Raw genomic sequence first — 19,952 nt, forward strand, 5'->3', positions numbered from 1 at the left:
CAAGGCTTGCCCGCGAAAGCGGTCTTACGACATGCGCACGCCCGGGGTCAGCGCCGTCGGCAACACCAGGCTCGGGGTTTCCAGCGAGGCCACCGGGTACGCGCAGTAATCCGCGGCGTAGTAGGCGCTGGCGCGATGGTTGCCCGAGGCACCGACACCGCCGAATGGTGCGCTGCTCGCCGCACCCGTCAGTTGCTTGTTCCAATTGACGATACCGGCACGGCTTTCCAGCCAGAACTGCTGATAACGTGCTTCGGAATCCGACAGCAGACCGGCCGCCAGGCCATAGTCGGTGTCGTTGGCTTCAGCGATCGCCGCTTCAAAATCAGCGTAGCGGATCACTTGCAGCAGCGGACCGAACAGCTCTTCGTCCGGGCGATCGGCAACCGCTGTCACGTCCAGAATGCCAGGAGTGAGCAAGGCGGCCTGAGCCTGAGGCTGAGTCATTTCCAAAAGCGCCACGGCGCCGTTGGCCAATAGATGCTCTTGCGCCTCCATCAACGCTTTCGCAGCGCCGAGGGAAATCACCGAGCCCATGAACGGTGGCGGTTGCTGATCGAACGCGCCGACTTCAATCGTCGAACTGACCGCCACCAGACGCGCCAGCAGCGTGTCGCCCCAGGCGCCTTGCGGCACCAGCAAGCGACGGGCACAGGTGCATCGCTGGCCGGCGGAAATGAACGCCGACTGGATGATGGTGTAAACAGCGGCATCGAGGTCCGCGACCTGATCCACCACCAGTGGGTTGTTACCGCCCATTTCCAGCGCGAGGATTTTGTCTGGACGACCGGAAAACTGCTTGTGCAGGTGATTGCCGGTACGGCTGGAACCGGTGAAGAACAGACCGTCGATGCCCGGGTTCGCCGCCAGGGCGATACCGGTTTCGCGAGCGCCTTGCAGCAGGTTCAGCACACCGGCCGGCAGACCGGCTTCGATCCAGCACTTGACCGTCAGCTCAGCCACTTTCGGGGTCAGCTCACTCGGCTTGAACAGCACACTGTTACCGGCCAGCAGCGCCGGCACGATGTGACCGTTCGGCAAGTGACCGGGGAAGTTGTAAGGACCGAACACCGCCACTACGCCGTGCGGCTTGTGACGCAATACAGCGGTGGCGTCGCCCAACGGACCGCTCTTCTCGCCGGTACGTTCGCGGTAGCTCTGCACCGAGATGGCAATCTTGTTGACCATGCTGGTGACTTCAGTCGCCGCTTCCCACAGGGGTTTGCCGGTTTCTTCACCGATGGTGCGAGCCAGTTCGTCAGCGTGATTCTTCAGCGCGGCGGCAAAGGCTTCGAGCACGCCGATGCGCTCTTCCAGGGTACGACGGGCCCAGCCCGGGAACGCCTGACGCGCGGCTTGCACAGCCGACTCGACCTGAGCAGTGGTGGCACCTTCGCCGGTCCACAGCACTTGCTGGGTCACCGGGTTCACCGATTGAAAGTTTTCACCCTGGCCAGCCAGCCATTCACCGGCGATGTATAGCGAATTCATTATTTCGACTCCCGAGCAGCAGACAACGGAACGGCGCGTACTTGATCGCCAGCATTGAGTTGAAGGCGTTTGGCGGTCAGCGGATCGACCACCAGAGTGCCGGCGGCGAAGCGTGCTGGCGCGGCAGTAATCCGGCAGTCTTCGCGCTTGCGGTTATGAATCAGGAATGGCGTGGCGTCGTCACCCGGGGTGCCGATGGCCAGCACCAGCGCCTGGCTGTCGCGCACCGCGCGAATCTTGGTGGTTTCACATTCCACGGCCGGACCGGCGTCGAAGATGTCGACGTAGCCTTGATAGCTGAAACCTTCACTCTTGAGCATCGCCAGCGCCGGCTCGGTGTCCGGATGAACCTGGCCGATTACGTTGCGCGCATCTTCGGACAGGAAGCAGGTGTACAGCGGGAATTTCGGCATCAGTTCGGCGATGAACGCCTTGTTGCCCACACCTGTCAGGTAATCGGCCTGGCTGAATTCCATCTTGAAGAAGTGCCGACCCAGGCTTTCCCAGAACGGCGATCGGCCCGCCGCGTCGGACATGCCACGCATCTCGGCAATGATCTTGTTGCCGAACAGCTGCGGGAACTCGGCGATGAACAGCAGACGCGCCTTGGCCAGCATGCGGCCATTGAGGCCACTGCGATAATCGGCATGCAGGAACAGCGAGCACAGTTCAGAGTTGCCGGTCAGGTCGTTGGCCAGGAACAGCGTCGGAATTTCGCGATAGATGTTCAGCTCTTGCGAGGCGCTGACCGTCAGGCCCACCCGGAAGTTGTACCAGGGCTCACGCAGGCCGACAGCGCCGGCAATGGCGGAAATGCCCACCACACGGCCAATGTCGTCTTCGAGTACGAACAGGTAGTCCGCATCGCCCCGCCCGGCTTCGCCGCGGAAGGTTTTCTCGGCCCAGCCGACCCGATGGGCCAGACGTTCTTCGTTGGCCGGCAAAGTGGTCAGGCCGGTGCCGGTGCTGCGGGCCAGGTCGATCAGAGCGGGTAAATCGCTGCTGCGTACGGGACGAACGATCATGCTATCTCCTCAAACGGGCCGCTTGAGCCACCCGTGAAACTCGCTGCTTTACTAAGCGTTCTTTAAAGCAGGCGTTAAACCGCCACCAGGCGCACGCTGGCACCTTCACCGACGCCCAAGGCTTCGGCCGCTTCAAGATCCAGGGTCACGGGTTTGCCTGGCGCGTAATCGAGCTCAAGCAAAACAGCTCGGTAATCCTGCAACTGGGCATTGGCCACCAGATACTGACGACCGGCACCTTTGACCGGTTCGCCGATTTTCACCGGCACCACGCGGCTCTGGGCGATCGAACGGATCCCCGAGACGCGGGCATGCAGGGTCGGGCCACCGTCGAAAATGTCGATGTAGTGATCGGTCTCGAAGCCTTCGCGCATCAGGATGTCGAAGGTGATTTGCGCACGCGGGTGTACCTGGCCCATCGCCTCTTGAGCGGAGTCCGGCAGCAACGGCACGTAGATCGGGTAATGCGGCATCAGCTCGGCCAGGAACGTGCGGCTTTTCAGGCCACACAGACGCTCGGCGGCGGCGTAGTTGAGGTCGAAGAAGTTGCGACCGATGGCATCCCAGAACGGCGAGTCGCCATTTTCATCGCTGTAACCGACGATCTCGGTCACCACCGAATCGGCAAAACGCTCCGGGTGGCTGGCTACGAACAACAAGCGACCACGGGAGTTGAGCTCCGCCCAAGGCGAACCCACCAACTCCGGCTTCACGTAGAAACTGGTCAGCAAGCTGTTACCAGTCAGATCGTGACACTGGGAGAGCACGTGGATCTTGTTGTGAATCTTCAGCTCGCGGGAGGCATGCACGAAGGTTTCGTTACGAAAGCTGTAGAACGGCTCGGAATAACCGGCCGAGGCCACGATGGCCGAACACCCGACCAGCTTGCCGGTTGCGGTGTCTTCAAGGACGAAGAAATAGCTCTCCTCACCGTTGAAGCTGACTTCGGCGGCGAAAGAGGCTTCGCTTGCGGCGATCTTGTCGCTCAGACGTTCAACGTCATCCGGCAAGGAAGTGACACCAATCGGGCTGTCCGCAGCCAGACGCTGTACCTCGCCCAGATCAGCCATTTGCGCGGGGCGCATCACCAGCATGGTGTCACTCCTTTCTCGAAAAACTCTTTGAGGAAAATAAGCCGAACCCTTGTAGGAGCGAAGCTTGCTCGCGAAGGTGTGTCAGTCGACATCACGGTGGCTGACACACCTTCGCGAGCAAGCTTCGCTCCTACAGAAGAGCGGGCACGGCATAAAAATTTGGTTCGACGCCTGAATCATCAGGCGTCGAAGGGTCGATCAGGCTTGCGTCAGCTTGGCCACGGCGCGTTCGAAGCGGTCCAGACCGGCATCGATATCGGCGTCTTCAACCACCAGGCTTGGGGCGAAACGAATCACGTCCGGGCCGGCTTGCAGAATCATCAGGCCTTCACGCTCGGCGGCGTTGAAGATGTCCTTGGCTTTGCCTTTCCAGGCATCGTTCAGCACGCAGCCAAGCAACAGGCCCAGGCCACGGACCTGAGTGAAGAGGCCGTATTTCTCGCCGATCTGCTCAAGACGGGCCTTGAACTTGTCGTGCTTGGCTTTGACGCCGTTCAGCACTTCGGGCGTGTTGATCACATCGATCACCGCTTCAGCGACAGCGCACGCCAGCGGGTTGCCGCCGTAAGTGGTGCCGTGGGTGCCGACGACCAGGTGTTTGGCCAGGTCTTCGGTGGTCAGCATCGCAGCGATCGGGAAACCGCCACCCAGGCTCTTGGCGCTGGTCAGGATGTCCGGGGTCACGCCGTAGTGCATGTAGGCGAACAGCTCGCCGCTACGGCCCATGCCGGTCTGGACTTCGTCGAACACCAGCAGCGCGTTGTGCGCGTCGCACAGCTCACGAGCACCTTGCAGGTAAGCCAGTTCGGCCGGCAGCACGCCGCCTTCGCCCTGGATCGGTTCCAGAACCACCGCACAAGTCTTGTCGGAAACAGCGGCTTTGAGCGCGGCCAGATCGTTGTAAGGCACGTGGGTAATGCCGGTGATCTTCGGACCGAAGCCGTCGGAGTACTTCGACTGGCCACCGACGTTCACCGTGAACAGGGTACGGCCGTGGAAGCTATTGAGCGCGGCAACGATTTCGTACTTCTCGGTACCGAAACGGTCATGGGCCACGCGACGGGCCAGCTTGAAGGCGGCCTCGTTGGCTTCGGCGCCGGAGTTGCAGAAGAACACACGCTCGGCAAAGGTGGCGTCGACCAGCTTATGGGCCAGGCGCAAGGCCGGCTCATTGGTGAACACGTTGGACACGTGCCACAGCTTGTTCGCCTGCTCGGTCAATGCAGCGACCAGCGCCGGGTGCGCATGGCCCAATACGTTAACGGCAATCCCGCCGGCGAAGTCGATCAGCTCGCGGCCAGACTGGTCCCAGACACGGGAACCGGCGCCACGCACAGGAATGAAAGCGGCAGGCGCATAGTTGGGAACCATTACCTGGTCAAAATCGGCGCGTTCTACCGCAGCGTGCTCAACGGACATCGGAGTCTCCTGATGAGGAACACTCGCCTGAAACTGGCGAGCGATGAGGGGATTGTAAGGACAGTTTTCAGCCCGGCCTTGCCGCCAAGCGACAACTTCTTATAGCGCAAACACAGGTTTTGCCCGGGTTTACGGCAATGCGACAAATAGCGTCGCAAAGGCGCAGTTTAAACTGCTGGCGGGGTTTGCGGCAGGCGTGCTCAGTTCTATCTGATGCGGTGTTGCCAATGGCGGTAAATATGTACCGCACGCAATTCAGGCTGATGGGTTTTGCTAGAGGTCTTTCGAACCCAGACGACCTCTTCCATGAACATGAACACCGAACACCCAGACGCTTCGATGCCATCTTTCAGGCCGGATGTGCACTATCAGCACCTGATGAGCGTCATTCCCTCCTGGCTGATGCAGGCGAACGCACAAAAGCGCGAAGCCCTGCTGAAGGTCAAACCGCAGCTACCCGCTGAACTCAAGGCAGCCTCCAGGGCACAGCACGTCGAACTGGGCAAACTCAATGCACGGCATTGGGAGGCGCAAAACCGTGTCGATCGGGCCTTGGCGCGCCTACAAAACGCCAGCACCTTTGCCGAGCCAATACTTGCAGCCGAGATCAAGAAACGCTTTGGGCTGGAACTGGATGTCAGCCATACCTTTTTGCGTCTTTATATTCCTGCCCGCATTCCCTGGCTGCGATTGAAGTCCGGGGCAGCACGCATCTGGACCGTGTCGCTGCTGGATGCCGCACTGCACAATTTTGAAAGCAGCGAGACGACAGACCAGGCCTTTGAGTCCGCTTCCACCTATATCACCCCGCCGTCTTCCACCGGGCAATTCAAACAACTGCCGCATATCCTGCAAAAAATGCCCATCGCTGCATTTACCCGATTGTGCCGGGAACTGGATATTGGCGAACGCTACAAAGAGCACCTCGAAGAAAACCTGGGCCTGCGCAATCCGGTGGCGACGGCGGTCCTGCAATCCAAAGTTCGCAACAGCCAGACAGCGGCACTCACCGCCGCCCTGCAACTGGCGTACATGCAAAACAAGCTTGGCGGTGATGTTCATCAACTGATCCTTGGCTTATTGGATGGCTTGCAACACTTGCGCCTGCGCGGCCAGGAATGGGGCTGCCATGAACTGACAATCATGAACGCCAACCTGACCGGTATCGTGCTGTTTGCCCCGGATCTGGAGCGTTCGCACGAAACGGTTCGGGTAGTGGCCTATATTCCCGATGACCCCGAACACCCGATCAAGGAGTATTCCTCCACCGGCGCATTCGCCCAGGAACTGATCCAGCGTTTGCGCAGCCATGACTATCAACAGTTCTTCAGTCGCTTTATCGACCACGAGGATCGCGGACACTTTTTCGCTCAGCTGAACAACCGCCTCACCCCCATCACCTGGCAACCGCTTCAACCTGGCGATTCGCGCCCCACGTGGAGAGAAAATCCAGACCAGCGCGTCAGCCTGCAAATGGCGGCAGCGCCGATCCAGGGCGATCTGTGGACTCATCTCTACCAGCGCAAACTGGACAAGATCCTCAACGATGCACGGGGCATCGCAGTATCCACTGCCCTGGTCGACCAAAAAGCCCGATGGGCGTTATGGGACTCCTTCACAGAAATTGCCTCGGCGCTGTTGAACATCGCCGCCTTTGTCGCCCTGCCGTTCGTACCGTTCCTCGGCGAACTGATGCTGGCCTACGTGGCGTACCAATTGCTCGACGAGACCTTCGAAGGCATCGTCGACTGGGCAGAAGGCCTGACAGATGAAGCGCTCGAGCATTTCATGGCGACGGTTCAGTCCGCCGTACAGCTGGGCACCTTTGCGGTAGGAGGCGCTCTCGCCGTGGGGGAGTTTCGCTCAGTCCTGCCCCGAGAAGTCGTTGCGTTCATTGACCGCTTCAAACCGATCAAGACACCGAATGGCGACACCCGCTACTGGAATCCCGACCTGGCTCCGTTCGAGCAGCGCACAGAACTGCCCAAGGGTTCCCCAACCGACGAACGCGGGCTGCACAACCATCGGGGCAAATCCCTGTTGAGGCTGGAAGACAAACTCTATGCCGTGATCGAGGATCCGCAAACCGGCCAGCACCGCCTCGACCACCCGTCTCGCCCCGACGCCTATAAACCTGTGCTGAAACACAATGGCGAAGGTGCCTGGCAGACCGAACTGGACCAACCGCTGGAATGGGATCAGGCCACGCTGTTACGCCGTATCGGTCCCGACATGGAACGTTTTTCCGCCACCGAGCGTGAGCGAATGCTCAAGATCAGCGGCAGCCATGAAAACGCGCTGCGCAAGATGCACGCGGACGTCGAACGGCTGCCGCCGTTGCTCGCCGACACACTCAAACGGTTCAGGATCGAACAGGACATTCAAACCTTTATCGAACAGATGAACAGCGACCGGCCTGAAGACTTCCTCAAGGCCGATCCCGTGACACAACTGGAGTTACTCCACGAAAACGGATACTGGCCCGAGCGAAAAGGCCTGCGCCTGATTGATGAAAAGGCTCAAACCCTCTGGCAAAGCCCCGGCTCCGCGGTGCCGGACCTGCAAATCGATGTCACTCAAATGAACGACGGCGACTTGCTCAAAACGTTTCTTCTGACACTGGATGAAGCCGAAATAAAAACGCTGATGGGCGAAGAATTCGGAGCCCCCGTCGCCCGTCTCGACACCCGCACTCGCACACTGCGTCGCACGCTGGCAGAGATTGCCGAACGCAAAAGAGCCACCTTGTTCGACTATCGCTACCGCAAACTCGAACGCGGCGCTCGCGCCCTGACACACACCATCATCAACGCCGAACCCGGCCTGCCGACGAGCCTCGCAGAAGCGGTGCTCGACACGGCGAGCGACCAGGAACTGCAACAACTCAAACACGGAACATTATCCAGACGGCTGGAGGAACTGAGCCGTGAGGCCGCTTTGCAAACACGAGTGACACGCGCCTACGAAGGCCTTGAGCTGAAGTCGACCGCCGATAACCTCGATACGCAGCGACTGGCCCTGCACTCGCTGGAACGTTTGCCGGGGTGGTCGGGGCAACTGCGCATCGAACTCCGGCAGTACCGCTATGAGGGACTGCTGATCGACAGCGTCGGCAAAACGGATGCGCCCCTGCACAAGGTCCTGGTCATGACCGAAGAGGGCCCGTTTCAGGCCTATGACGAGACAGGCCAGGCACTCAATTCCGCCAGCGATCTGTATGCCAGCCTGCTGCAGGCATTCCCCGACCCGGGGCGTACCGCGCTGAAGATCCACATCGGCGAGGGTGAAAAACTCAAACAATCGATCCGCGAACATGCCTTGAGCCGCGACGAGTTGCGCGCACTGCTATCGCATCACCCCATCTTCAAACCCACTTACGACCCGTCAGTGATGCGTCTGCTGGGCGGCTCCGAAGGCTATCGGCGTATGCCGGACCAGCCACCGACGTTACAAGCCAGAGCCCATAGTCTGTTCCCCCATCTTTCGGCCGAAGAACTGCAGGCGTACGTCGAACGGCTACAACTGCATCCGAGCGGACCGCGAGCAGAATTGACGCGACTGATCGGCGAACACGAAAGGCTCGTCGGTGAACTGCAACTCTGGACCGGCGATATCCCGCTGTATATCCCGGATACCGATGTCAGAATCGTCGCCAACCAGTTCTCCACACAACAACGCAATCGCAGGCAGTTCATGAACCAGCTGCTCGACTGCTGGCGTCGGCAGGCCTCCCACCCTCTGACCGACACCTGGCACGTCGATTTTATTTTTTCACGGCCGATTTTGGGCGAACTCCCGGTGCTGAGCGCCGATTTCGCTCACGTGGACAACCTGGCATTGGCCGGCCATCGAGCCACTCGGGGCGTAAATGGATTCTTGAGGCGCTTCTCCGGACTGCATCGTTTGGCCCTGCGCAATTTCAACCTTGGTACTCTCCCGGACGCCATCACCCAATGGCCGCACCTCAACGAACTGATTATCAGCGACTGTGCGCTCACCCTCACCCCGCAGAGCCAGGCGACACTCGCTGCGCTGGGCGAGCTGACAACACTGGATCTGTATCAAAATCCGCTGGGGTTACTCCCCAACGTCGAAAACATGCCCGATCTGGATTACATCGATGTGGCAGGGACCGGCATCTCCAGCATTCCCACCGGTTTGCTGACGCGCCCCCACCTTCGAACCGCCCTGCTCAATGACAATCGAATCCCGGAACTGCCTGCCGCCCTCTTCGAATTGCCACCGGACATACAGAATGGCTTTGACCTGGGCGGCAACCCGATTTGCGCAGCAGGCCGCGAACGCATCAAGCGCTACTTCGTCAAGACCGGCCTTGACTTCGGTGTCTTTGCTGAACAGGCGGATATCCAACGATTACAACGACTCTATCCGCGACTGGATCAAGAGCGAGCCAGCGATTTCATTTATCGCCTGCCTGGCACACTGCAAGAAGGCCAAACAGAGCTGACACGCCTGGAAGGCGAGTTCGAAACGCTGAGGACCACCCTGGAAATCTGGACCCAGGACATTCCCACCCACCACCCGGTTTCTGGCCAAGCCCTGACGGACGTGGAGCGGGTACTCGAAGAGTTGAACCGAATTGAAACCAAACGGATTCTGGAGCGTTGCTGGCGCCATGAAACCAATGTGGATGGCTTCAACGCGACACTGACACCCACCTATGATTTGACGCTGACCATCAACATCACTGGCAACCTGCCGGTACTGAGCGCCGATTTCAGTCACGTCTCGCTGCTCTATCTGCACAGCAATGCCGGACTGACTTCAGGGGCCGGGCCTTTTCTGGAGTGCTTCCCCCGGCTCAAAAGCCTGACCATCCGCGAATACAGGCTGGGCGAAATACCCGACTCGGTGTTCAGGATGGGCGATCTGACAACGCTGGCTCTGACCCGGTGTCAACTCACCCTGACCGCGCAAACCGTGCTCGAACTGGCACAAATGGAACGCCTGGATTATCTGGAGCTGAGCAACAACCCATTGGGGCTGGCACCCGACGTCAGCCAGATGCACGACCTTGCCGTACTGCTGCTGAACAGCACCGGTATCACAGAACTGCCTACGGGCCTGCTGCAACTCCAGTTTCTGGACGTGGTAGACCTGAGCGCAAACGGGATCATTGAAATACCCAGCGATATTCTGGAGCTGCCGATGGAAATCGGCGAAGCCTTCAACCTGAGAGGGAATCCGTTGTCCGCAGACAGCCTTCGACGACTCTTCGATTATTTCCGGCTGAACAACGTTGACTTCGGACTCGATGCGATCGTCGACAACGCGCAGGTGGAGGTGTCGTCTTCTGGAGACTCAGAGGTTGAAGAATAATCAACGTCGGGTTCGAGTGCAGCCTGGCGCCGATTCAACCGCGTTCGGAAGGCACCGACGACAACTCGAACGGGCTGCTGCTGCGCCGCTGGTTGCGGTCTTCCCGCGGCGTGGCGCCGAAGAAGTTGCGATAGGCGCTGGAGAAGTGCGGCCCCGAAGAGAAGCCACATGACAGGCCGATCTGGATGATCGACTTGCTGGTTTGCATCAGCATTTGCCGGGCCTTGTTCAGGCGCAGTTCCAGGTAGTACTGGCTCGGCACACGGTTGAGGTACTGCTTGAAGATCCGCTCCAGCTGCCGACGCGATACGCACACGTGCTGGGCGATTTCGTCGGTGGTCAGCGGTTCTTCAATGTTGGCTTCCATCAGCAACACCGCTTGGGTGAGCTTCGGATGACTGGAACCGAGGCGGTTCTGCAGCGGAATGCGTTGGCGTTCGCCGCCCTCGCGGATGCGCTCGACCACCAGCTCTTCCGACACCGCACCGGCCAGTTCGGCGCCGTGATCGCGGGCCAGCACCGCCAACAACAGGTCGAGTACCGACATGCCGCCGCACGCGGTCAAGCGATCGCGATCCCAGTCGAACAGGTGACTGGTGGCAATCACCTTCGGGAAACGCTCGGCGAAATCGTCCTGCCAGCGCCAATGCACGGCAGCGCGATAACCGTCGAGCAAACCCAATTGCGCCAACGGGTAAACACCGGCCGACAACCCGCCGATTACACACCCGGCGCGCACCAGTTGTTTCAGCGCACTGCTGAGCGCCGGCGCAAGTGAGGTCGGTGGTTCGTCGGCGAGCAGGAACAGTTTCTGGAAGTTTTCGAGCTTGCCGGACCACGGTTCACCTGGCAATTGCCAGGCGCCTTCGGTCGGCGGCTCGGCCTGCAAGAACGACAGTTCGTAGACAACGTCCGGATGCACACGCTGGGCAACACGCAAGGCCTCCTCAGCCAGCGCAAGCGTCAGAGCTTTAGTGCTGGGCCAAATCAGGAAACCAATTCGATGGGCAGTCATGGCGGGCAATCCGAAACGAAAACATTGTTAGAAGCCGAAGGCGGCTGCAACCAAATTAGACCATCTGGGGCGCGGTGCGCAGCATGACCTAATTTGGTGCGTAACGGGAGCGATTACTTGAGGCTACCCGAGAGGAATTGTTGCAAACGTTCCGACTGCGGATTGACCAGCACTTCGCGCGGGTTGCCGCTTTCTTCGACGACGCCTTTGTGCAGGAAAACCAGTTGATTGGACACTTCACGGGCAAAGCCCATTTCGTGCGTCACCACCACCATGGTCCGGCCTTCCTGTGCCAGGGCCTGCATGACTTTGAGTACGTCACCGACCAGCTCCGGGTCGAGTGCCGAGGTCGGTTCGTCGAACAGCATCACCTCAGGTTCCATCGCCAGCGCACGGGCAATCGCCACACGCTGTTGTTCACCGCCGGACATGTGGCCCGGGTAAGCGTCTTTGCGATGAGCAACACCGACCTTGTTCAGGTAATGCTCAGCCTTCTCGCGAGCCTCGGCCTTGGACACGCCGAGTACGTGGACCGGCGCTTCCATGATGTTTTCCATCGCGGTCATGTGCGACCACAGATTGAAATGCTGGAACACCATCGACAGACGCGAACGCATGCGTTGCAGCTGTTTCGGGTCGGCGGCCTTGAGCGCGCCGTCCTTGTTGGCAACCAGTTTCAGCTCTTCGTTGTTGAGCAGAATCTTGCCCGCGTGCGGCTGCTCGAGCAGGTTGATGCAACGCAGGAAAGTACTTTTGCCGGAGCCACTGGAGCCGATGATGCTGATCACATCGCCAGCCGCCGCTTTCAGGGACACGCCCTTGAGCACTTCGTGACTGCCATAGCGTTTATGCAGGTCTTGGACTTCAAGTTTGTACATGCGGTCGGTTCTCACAAAAGCAGTCAGTCAGTCGTTGAGCAAGCGCCCGTGACGCAGCGCTTCGCGCCCCGCCACCTTGGCCAGCCAGAAACCGGGTTGGGCATAACGCAGCCGTTCAATGGCAAACAGCACCCCGGACGTACCAGCACACACCGTGCTGACCCGATCCGATAACGGATCGATCACTTCAAAAATCTCGTCGCCCGCCTCAACCCACTCACCGGGTTTACGCAGAAAACTCACCACGCCAGGATGCGGCGCGAACAGCAATTCGGTGCCTTCGAACGGCAGGCCTTCACAAGCCTCTTGCGCAGGCATTGGCCATTCGCCGCTGATCAAGCCTTGTTCCGCGAGGAACGCCAGAATGCCTTCGGCGTAAGCCACCGCCTCTGGGCGACCGGTATCGGATTGGCCCCCCAACTCGATGGTCGTCGCCAGGCAGGCCAGCGGAATCTGCGCATCCGGGAACAGACGCGACAAACGCAGCCACGGCAGCGAACAGGCTTCGTCAAAGGAACTGCCGCCGGAATCTTCCGCCAGCAAACCGACCTTGACGTTCAAGTGCGCAGCCAGTGAACGCCATTGCGGCCAGTGTTGCGGCAAGGCGTACATGTGCAGCGCCGCTTCGCAATCGCAATGCAGATCCAGCACCACGTCGGCGGTGCAGGCATGGCTGAGCAAGATGCGCTGCATGCCTTGCAACTGACTGGCAGCCGGCGGCAATGCAGCCAGCACGTCGCTCATGGTTTCACGGATCAACCGGATATTGGCGTGAGGATCATCCCCCAGATGCCCTTGAAGCTCAGCGGCCACTGGCGCGCTCAGCTCGACGAAATCCCGGTTGAAGTTCTTGCCGCTGCCGGCCTCGAAACGCCCCTGATGGTTACCCTGAAGCAGTTGACCGAGGCCCAGTGGGTTGGCCACCGGCACCAGCTCGATCACACCGTTGAGCAAGCCTTGGGCTTCGAGTTCGGTCAGGCGCTTTTTCAGCTCCCAGGCCGTGCGCATCCCCGGCAGTTCATCGGCGTGCAGGCTGGCCTGGATGTAGGCCTTGCGCTCGCCAGTACCAAAGCGGAACACCGAAGTCCGGCGTTCGCTGCCCAGGTGGCTCCACGGCAATACATGATCGATGCGTTCCATATCAGTGCTTCCGCGGGGCCAGATAGCCCAGCCAACGGTGCTCGGCCATCTTGAACAGGCGCACCAGAATGAAGGTCAGGCACAGGTAGAACAGGCCGGCGGTGATGTAGGCCTCGAACGGCAAGTAGAACTGGGCATTGACCGTGCGCGCGGCACCGGTGATGTCGATCAGGGTCACGATGGACGCCAGACTGGTGGTCTGCAGCATCATGATCACTTCGTTGCTGTACTGCGGCAGCGCCCGGCGCAGGGCCGATGGCAGCAAGATCCGCTTATACATTTTGATCCGCGACATGCCCATGGCCTTGGCCGCTTCGATCTCACCGTTCGGCGTGGCGCGCAGGCTGCCGGCGATGATTTCAGCGGTGTAGGCGCTGGTGTTGATAGCGAACGCCAGGCACGCACAGAATGAGGCGCTGGACAGCCACGGCCAGAGGAAGCTTTCACGTACCGTTTCGAACTGTGCCAGGCCGTAGTAGATCAAAAACAGCTGCACCAGCATCGGCGTGCCGCGAATCACGTAGGTGAACAGCCAGGCACTCATGTTGACGATCGGCTGCTTGGAAACGCGCATCAGCCCCAGCGGCAGTGCCGCCAGCAAGCCGAAGAACAGCGACAGTGCGAGCAGTTTGAGGGTGGTCACCAGGCCGCCGAAGTACAGCGGCAAGGCCTCCCAAATGACGTTGTAGTCGAAGATCATAGATCAGCCGCCCTTACGCCTACCGAGTAGCGCTTCTCAAGGTGACGCAATGCCAGCAACGAGACGCTGGTGATCACCAGGTACATCGCCGCCACCGCGAGGAAGAAGGTGAAAGGCTCGCGGGTAGCGTCTGCCGCCTGCTTGGCCTTGAACATCATGTCTTGCAGACCGACCACCGAAATCAGCGCGGTCGCCTTGGTCAGTACCAGCCAGTTGTTGGTAAAACCCGGAATCGCCAGACGAATCATCTGCGGCACCAACACCCGGAAGAACACCTGAAAACTGCTCATGCCGTACGCCATGCCGGCTTCTGCCTGACCCTTCGGGATTGCCATGAAGGCACCACGGAAGGTCTCCGACAGGTACGCACCGAAGATGAAGCCCAGGGTGCCGATGCCGGCGGCCAACGGGTTCAGGTCGATGTAGTCGTCATAGCCGAGCATCGGCGCAACGCGGTTGAGCAGGTCCTGGCCGCCGTAGAAAATCAGCAGGATCAGCACCAGATCTGGAATACCGCGGATCACCGTGGAATACAGATCGCCCAGCCAGGCCAGCCAGCGCACCGGCGACAGACGCAGCGCAACGCCGATCAGCCCCAGAACGATGGCCAGGGCCATGGACGACAAGGCGAGCTGAAGCGTCAGCCATGCGCCATCGAGGATGACAGCCCCGTAGCCTTTCAACATGATTCAGGTCCTCGAAAGTTGGGATGAAAAAATGGCGCAAACCTCAGAGATCCTGTTGCTTGCGCCATTTCGGACTTGTTGCGGGGACGATTACTTGCCGTAGATATCGAAGGCGAAGTACTTGTCCTGGATTTGCTTGTACTTGCCGTTCGCGCGAATGGCCGCGATAGCAGTGTTGATCTTGTCTTTCAGCGCGTCGCCCTTGCGAACCGCGATACCGATGCCGTCGCCGAAGTATTTCTCGTCGGTGAAGGCCGGGCCAACGAAGGCGAAGCCCTTGCCGGCGTCGGTTTTCAGGAAGCCGTCATCCAGCAGGGTAGCGTCTGCCACGGTGCCGTCGAGGCGGCCGGCGGCCACGTCGAGGTAGATTTCGTTCTGCGAACCGTAAGGCTTGATCTCGGCACCCAGCGGGGCCAGGACTTCGCGGGCGAAACGCTCGTGGATCGAACCACGTTGCACGCCGATGTTCTTGCCCTTCAGCTCAGCCAGGTTTTCGCCGACTTGAGTGCCGGCCTTCATGACCAGGCGAGCCGGGGTGTTGTAGTACTTGTTGGTGAAGTCCACGGACTTCTTGCGGTCTTCAGTGATCGACATGGACGACAGGATCGCGTCGATCTTGCGCACTTTGAGTGCCGGGATCAGGCCGTCGAACTCTTGCTCGACCCACTGGCACTTGACCTTCATCTCTTCGCACAGGGCATTGCCGATGTCGTAGTCGAAACCGACGATGCTGCCATCCGGTGCTTTGGAGGCGAACGGAGGGTAAGCCGCTTCGATACCGATTTTCAGAGGTTTTTCATCGGCGAATGTCGGCAGGGACAGCACGGACAGTGCCAGGGCGCCAAGCAGCACGAGTTTCTTCATCTTGGGACTCCATCGGTAAAGGGCAAAAACGGCAGAGTGAGCGACAGCCCAATATGCGAATGGGTTAAACCGGAAAAGCGGTGCTGCGTCCTAGGAAGACCGCGTTGATTTTCAACGCAGGCAACGACGAGCGAGTGATCGGCATTCTAACGACAGGCCCGAAGCCGATATTTCTTCAATGCGACAACAAATTACAGATGCACCGAGAAAGCCGCTTGGGCACGTTGACAGCCTTGCAATTTCATGCAAGAGCAAAAGACAGTGAACCTATCTACGTTGCAAATTGCGGGCCTATTATTGGCAAACCCTTCTAATCCGGCAAGCGCAGCGTAGTGTCTTATTTTTAATGCAGGGTTGAGAGGCCCTGAAACGGGGCTTTGCGTTTCCCAATGCCTCGTTATTGGACGAGCGGTTACACATTCAGTTACTTGAAGGATGATGGGTAACAGCGGGAAAGCGCCGACGGGGGAAGCCGATAATTATTGGTAGTTGTTTATGTGTTGCCTGTCAGATCGCCTTCGCGAGCAGGCCAGAACGGCCAACACAAAACCCAAAGCATAAAAAACCCCACCTGGCTCAACACCTGGCGGGGCTTCGATGACTCAGGAATCGGCGCTTATGCGACGTTCATGGTCTTGTGCGTATCAATCAAATGCTGCACCACTCCCGGATCCGCCAGGGTGGAGATATCGCCCAACCCGTCATATTCCGCCGTGGCAATCTTGCGCAGAATGCGGCGCATGATTTTGCCCGAGCGGGTTTTCGGCAGGCCCGGCGCCCACTGAATGACGTCCGGCGAGGCAATCGGACCGATTTCCTTACGCACCCAGTTTTTCAGTTCCAGGCGCAGTTGTTCGCTCGGCTCTTCGCCAGCATTCAACGTGACATAGACATAAATGCCCTGCCCCTTGATGTCGTGTGGCACACCGACCACCGCCGCTTCGGCGACTTTCGGGTGCGCAACCATCGCGCTTTCGATTTCGGCGGTACCCATGCGGTGCCCGGAAACGTTAAGCACGTCATCCACGCGACCGGTGATCCAGTAGTAACCGTCCGCATCACGACGTGCACCGTCACCGGTGAAATACATGCCACGGAACGTCTTGAAGTAGGTATCGACGAAGCGGTCATGGTCGCCAAACAGCGTGCGCGCCTGGCCTGGCCACGAGTCGAGAATCACCAGGTTACCCTCGGCAACGCCTTCGATGATGTTGCCCAGGTTGTCCACCAGCGCCGGCACCACGCCGAAGAACGGCCGTGCCGCAGAGCCAGGTTTCAGAGCATGAGCGCCCGGCAGCGGGCTCATCATGTTGCCGCCTGTTTCGGTCTGCCACCAGGTATCGACGATCGGGCAACGGGATTGGCCGACGTTCTTGTAGTACCAATCCCAGGCTTCCGGGTTAATCGGCTCACCGACCGAACCCAGCAGACGCAGGCTGCTGCCATCGGCACCTTCAACAGCGGCAGTGCCCGACGCCATCATCGCGCGGATCGCAGTGGGCGCGGTGTAGAGGATGTTGACCTTGTGCTTGTCGACAATCTTCGCCACCCGGGTGATGTCCGGATAGTTCGGCACGCCTTCGAACAGCAGCGTGGTCGCGCCATTGGCCAGCGGGCCGTAGACGATATAAGAGTGGCCAGTGACCCAGCCGACGTCGGCGGTGCACCAGTAGATTTCCCCCGGACGGTAATCGAACACGCGCTCGTGGGTCATCGCCGCATACAGCAGGTAACCGCCAGTGGTGTGCTGCACGCCCTTCGGCTTGCCGGTGGAGCCAGAGGTATAAAGGATGAACAGCGCTTCTTCGGCGCCCATCTCTTTCGGCGCGCACACACTGCCCGCCACTTTCATCAGGTCTTCGTACCAGATGTCGCGATGCTGGTTCCACTTGATATTGCCACCAGTGCGCTTGCACACGATGACTTTCTGGATGCTGCTGGTTTCCGGGTTGGTCAGTGCGTCATCGACGTTGGACTTGAGCGAAATCTTCTTGCCGGCACGAATGCCTTCGTCGGCGGTAATCACCACTTTCGAACGGCAGTCGATGATGCGACCGGCCAAGGCTTCCGGCGAGAAACCACCGAACACCACCGAGTGAATCGCGCCGATCCGGGCGCAGGCCAGCATGGCGACCACGGCTTCGGGGATCATCGGCATATAGATCGTCACCACGTCGCCGCGGTGCACGTCCTGGCCGCGCAAGGCGTTGGCGAACTTGCAGACTTGTTCGTGCAGCTCGCGGTAGGTGATGTTGCGACTTTCGGCAGGGTCATCCCCCTCCCAAATGATCGCGATTTGATCGCCGCGCTCGGCCAGATGACGGTCGAGGCAGTTGTAGGAAACGTTCAGCGTGCCGTCGGCGAACCATTTGATGTCGACATGGTGATCGTCGAACGACGTCTGCTTCACCGTGGTGAAAGGCTTGATCCAGTCGAGGCGCTTGGCTTGTTCACGCCAGAAGCCGTCCGGGTTGACGACCGACTGCTGGTACATGGCCTTGTAAGTGGCCTCGTCAGTCAGCGTGTTGGCTGCTACCTCGGGACGAACGGGATACAAAGAAGCCGCACTCATCTTTCTTACCTCGGTGGAATAGTTGTTTTTGTATGGCTCCGTTTTAGCCGGGCCGGGCCTATAGAACCATTCGACGATGGTAGTAACAAGCCCCTACAAATTATCGTGGATACCCCGAAACCCCACTTCTACGCCTCTTCCAGACAATGCCAGCGGCTACAAATCATGCGTCGCAGTAAAACGGATGCCTTACCTTTTCGAGGATTGTTACCAAATCTGCCAAAAGTGTTTATCAAAAGCACGGCTATATGCACGCCACCCCCAGGCCTAAAATCAGCCTCGCCAACAAGGCAACGTGATTAACCCAGTTGCAGCCCCCACGAAGGCAGTTAATCCAAGACTCTTTATTAAAGCTCCACACGCAACCCCAAAAGATTGCGTGACCCCATTCGACTTCAGAAAGGTAAATTCGAAATGAAAGCTTTATTGGTTCTGGCCCTCAGCAGTCTGTGCGCAACCGCCATGGCAGATGAGGCGCCGACTGATGCCGCACAGCAACAACCCGTCGTCGAGGAATACACCTACTCCACTCACCTGGACATCGCCAAAGTTATATCGATGAGCGAAATCCCGAATGTCTGCGAAGTGGTTCCGGCCAAAATGGAATACGACGACTCCAAAGGTCAGCGACACATTCTGCGCTACAGCGTCATGGGTAACGGCTGCTCCAACGGCTGATCCGCCCCACTTTTTTACCTCAAGGCTCGACCCATCCGCCCGCATTTAAAGGCAGATGAAGCGCCGAGCCTAACATCGATAAATACGATTGTTTTAAGCGTTTATTTGCGCTTTTTAATCAAATTATCTGGCGTAGTATGAATTCCACACCCAAGGCATACAACGCCAACGAACCTGGAGCCACCACCATGAAAACCAAACTGATCCTCGCCCTGACCCTTTCCGTCCTGGCCGCCAACACCTTCGCCGCCGATGGCTACGACCGCACTGGCTCGGCTTCTTTCACTGAAGCAACTGTCGCTTCTGACGGTTACGACCACACTGGTTCGGCTTCTTTCGCTTCCGATGGTTTTGATCGCACTGGCGCTGCCAAGGTTGCTGCTGACGGCTTTGATCACACTGGCGCTGCCAAAGTCGCTGCCGATGGCGCCGACCGCGTAGGTGCCGCTCGTTTCAGCTGAAAACCGAACGCGACATTACAGCCCGACTTCGGTCGGGCTTAGTTGTGTCTGGAGTGGTCAAAAATCGACCAAAACCACTACATATAGTAAAAAACGCCGTTTTTGGTTGTTTTTTGAGCAACCTGTTTCAAGAACATTTTCAGCCAGAAACTGCACACAATCCCGCCCACAAAAAACCCTGAAAGCCCCGCCCCACCTGACTTGCAACACAGCAGCAGACCATAACGACGCGAACATCTTGCTCCCACCGTCAAAAACCGGCCAAAACAGGCGAAAAAAAAACTTCCTCCGCCAAAGCCCTGTAAACCCTCGCTCCAACCTGAAAACGCCCCTCGCCGACGGCTGCAGGTGCCATTTCGCCGCACCACGGGGCTGAAAATTTCCTTATAATGCGCACTTAAACGGGCCTGCAATATTCCCTTACAGGGGTGAAAAGCCAGTCTGAAGCCCACGCAGAAGCAGCTCACGTTCTCTGCGCCCATCAGCGGCTTCGGAACACCCGTACAAAATTCTGTTTATTGCCTGCGTTGTACTGCTGCAACAAACGATTTCCTTTAGATCCAACGCGGCCAGAACCGGTCGTGTGAAA

The 19,952-nt window shown here is 58.9% G+C and carries 15 protein-coding genes; 3 read left to right on the forward strand and 12 right to left on the reverse strand.

Annotation, left to right across the window (positions count from 1 at the left end; all coding sequences use genetic code 11):
- Positions 1-24: 24 nt before the first annotated feature.
- The 4 genes from astD to ACZ9BB_RS17075 form a co-directional block, all read right to left on the reverse strand.
- Positions 25-1,494: a succinylglutamate-semialdehyde dehydrogenase gene (astD, locus tag ACZ9BB_RS17060; protein ID WP_476218340.1), complete on the reverse strand. Its 1,470-nt coding sequence runs from the start codon at positions 1,492-1,494 to the stop codon at positions 25-27.
- Entirely contained in the window at positions 1,491-2,516 is a 1,026-nt protein-coding gene (gene astA / locus ACZ9BB_RS17065) for an arginine N-succinyltransferase (RefSeq protein ID WP_476214743.1), read from the reverse strand. Before astA ends, astD begins: the two co-directional genes overlap by 4 nt.
- 74 nt (positions 2,517-2,590) lie before the next feature.
- Positions 2,591-3,610, reverse strand: a complete 1,020-nt coding sequence (gene aruF / locus ACZ9BB_RS17070; protein ID WP_007904685.1) for an arginine/ornithine succinyltransferase subunit alpha — start codon at positions 3,608-3,610, stop codon at positions 2,591-2,593.
- 198 nt (positions 3,611-3,808) lie between these two features.
- Positions 3,809-5,029: an aspartate aminotransferase family protein gene (locus ACZ9BB_RS17075; RefSeq protein WP_476214744.1), complete on the reverse strand. Its 1,221-nt coding sequence runs from the start codon at positions 5,027-5,029 to the stop codon at positions 3,809-3,811.
- A gap of 306 nt (positions 5,030-5,335) precedes the next feature.
- On the opposite strand from ACZ9BB_RS17075, the gene ACZ9BB_RS17080 reads away from it, so the two are divergent.
- The gene (locus ACZ9BB_RS17080; RefSeq protein ID WP_476214745.1) at positions 5,336-10,369 is read left to right on the forward strand and encodes a dermonecrotic toxin domain-containing protein; all 5,034 of its coding nucleotides are present in this window, start codon (positions 5,336-5,338) and stop codon (positions 10,367-10,369) included.
- A gap of 34 nt (positions 10,370-10,403) precedes the next feature.
- On the opposite strand, the gene argR is transcribed toward ACZ9BB_RS17080, so the two are convergent.
- The 7 genes from argR to acs all read right to left on the reverse strand — a co-directional run bounded on the left by argR (position 10,404) and on the right by acs (position 18,224).
- The gene (gene argR / locus ACZ9BB_RS17085) at positions 10,404-11,384 is read right to left on the reverse strand and encodes a transcriptional regulator ArgR (RefSeq protein ID WP_476214746.1); all 981 of its coding nucleotides are present in this window, start codon (positions 11,382-11,384) and stop codon (positions 10,404-10,406) included.
- Between the two features lie 113 nt (positions 11,385-11,497).
- Entirely contained in the window at positions 11,498-12,262 is a 765-nt protein-coding gene (locus ACZ9BB_RS17090; protein WP_476214747.1) for an ABC transporter ATP-binding protein, read from the reverse strand.
- A gap of 27 nt (positions 12,263-12,289) precedes the next feature.
- Entirely contained in the window at positions 12,290-13,402 is a 1,113-nt protein-coding gene (locus ACZ9BB_RS17095; protein WP_476214748.1) for a M14 family metallopeptidase, read from the reverse strand.
- Between the two features lies 1 nt (position 13,403).
- Positions 13,404-14,102 (reverse strand): ABC transporter permease, encoded by a 699-nt coding sequence (locus ACZ9BB_RS17100; protein WP_476214749.1) that lies wholly within the window; start codon positions 14,100-14,102, stop codon positions 13,404-13,406.
- Positions 14,099-14,788, reverse strand: a complete 690-nt coding sequence (locus ACZ9BB_RS17105) for an ABC transporter permease (protein WP_007951063.1) — start codon at positions 14,786-14,788, stop codon at positions 14,099-14,101. The genes ACZ9BB_RS17100 and ACZ9BB_RS17105 overlap by 4 nt, the downstream gene beginning before the upstream one ends.
- A 90-nt stretch (positions 14,789-14,878) precedes the next feature.
- On the reverse strand, positions 14,879-15,652 hold the full coding sequence (locus ACZ9BB_RS17110; RefSeq protein WP_476214750.1) for an ABC transporter substrate-binding protein: 774 nt from the start codon (positions 15,650-15,652) through the stop codon (positions 14,879-14,881).
- 616 nt (positions 15,653-16,268) lie between these two features.
- A complete protein-coding gene (gene acs / locus ACZ9BB_RS17115) occupies positions 16,269-18,224 on the reverse strand; it encodes an acetate--CoA ligase (RefSeq protein WP_476214751.1) in 1,956 nt (651 codons plus the stop codon).
- A 414-nt stretch (positions 18,225-18,638) separates the two neighbouring features.
- Here acs and ACZ9BB_RS17120 point away from each other — a divergent pair, with 414 nt between their 5' ends.
- Positions 18,639-18,902 (forward strand): DUF2790 domain-containing protein, encoded by a 264-nt coding sequence (locus ACZ9BB_RS17120; protein WP_476214752.1) that lies wholly within the window; start codon positions 18,639-18,641, stop codon positions 18,900-18,902.
- 188 nt (positions 18,903-19,090) lie between these two features.
- A complete protein-coding gene (locus tag ACZ9BB_RS17125) occupies positions 19,091-19,363 on the forward strand; it encodes a hypothetical protein (protein ID WP_476214753.1) in 273 nt (90 codons plus the stop codon).
- A 77-nt stretch (positions 19,364-19,440) separates the two neighbouring features.
- On the opposite strand, the gene ACZ9BB_RS17130 is transcribed toward ACZ9BB_RS17125, so the two are convergent.
- On the reverse strand, positions 19,441-19,845 hold the full coding sequence (locus ACZ9BB_RS17130; RefSeq protein WP_476214754.1) for a hypothetical protein: 405 nt from the start codon (positions 19,843-19,845) through the stop codon (positions 19,441-19,443).
- Positions 19,846-19,952 lie beyond the last annotated feature (107 nt).

This window comes from Pseudomonas sp. TE3552, assembly GCF_056278945.1.

Bases quoted from the DNA above. Each gene is read 5' to 3' on its own strand.
- astA (WP_476214743.1), bottom strand. From the start codon at position 2,516: ATGATCGTTCGTCCCGTACGCAGCAGCGATTTACCCGCTCTGATCGAC.
- aruF (WP_007904685.1), bottom strand. From the start codon at position 3,610: ATGCTGGTGATGCGCCCCGCGCAAATGGCTGATCTGGGCGAGGTACAG.
- ACZ9BB_RS17075 (WP_476214744.1), bottom strand. From the start codon at position 5,029: ATGTCCGTTGAGCACGCTGCGGTAGAACGCGCCGATTTTGACCAGGTA.
- ACZ9BB_RS17080 (WP_476214745.1), top strand. From the start codon at position 5,336: ATGAACATGAACACCGAACACCCAGACGCTTCGATGCCATCTTTCAGG.
- argR (WP_476214746.1), bottom strand. From the start codon at position 11,384: ATGACTGCCCATCGAATTGGTTTCCTGATTTGGCCCAGCACTAAAGCT.
- ACZ9BB_RS17090 (WP_476214747.1), bottom strand. From the start codon at position 12,262: ATGTACAAACTTGAAGTCCAAGACCTGCATAAACGCTATGGCAGTCAC.
- ACZ9BB_RS17095 (WP_476214748.1), bottom strand. From the start codon at position 13,402: ATGGAACGCATCGATCATGTATTGCCGTGGAGCCACCTGGGCAGCGAA.
- ACZ9BB_RS17100 (WP_476214749.1), bottom strand. From the start codon at position 14,102: ATGATCTTCGACTACAACGTCATTTGGGAGGCCTTGCCGCTGTACTTC.
- ACZ9BB_RS17105 (WP_007951063.1), bottom strand. From the start codon at position 14,788: ATGTTGAAAGGCTACGGGGCTGTCATCCTCGATGGCGCATGGCTGACG.
- ACZ9BB_RS17110 (WP_476214750.1), bottom strand. From the start codon at position 15,652: ATGAAGAAACTCGTGCTGCTTGGCGCCCTGGCACTGTCCGTGCTGTCC.
- acs (WP_476214751.1), bottom strand. From the start codon at position 18,224: ATGAGTGCGGCTTCTTTGTATCCCGTTCGTCCCGAGGTAGCAGCCAAC.
- ACZ9BB_RS17120 (WP_476214752.1), top strand. From the start codon at position 18,639: ATGAAAGCTTTATTGGTTCTGGCCCTCAGCAGTCTGTGCGCAACCGCC.
- ACZ9BB_RS17125 (WP_476214753.1), top strand. From the start codon at position 19,091: ATGAAAACCAAACTGATCCTCGCCCTGACCCTTTCCGTCCTGGCCGCC.
- ACZ9BB_RS17130 (WP_476214754.1), bottom strand. From the start codon at position 19,845: ATGGGCGCAGAGAACGTGAGCTGCTTCTGCGTGGGCTTCAGACTGGCT.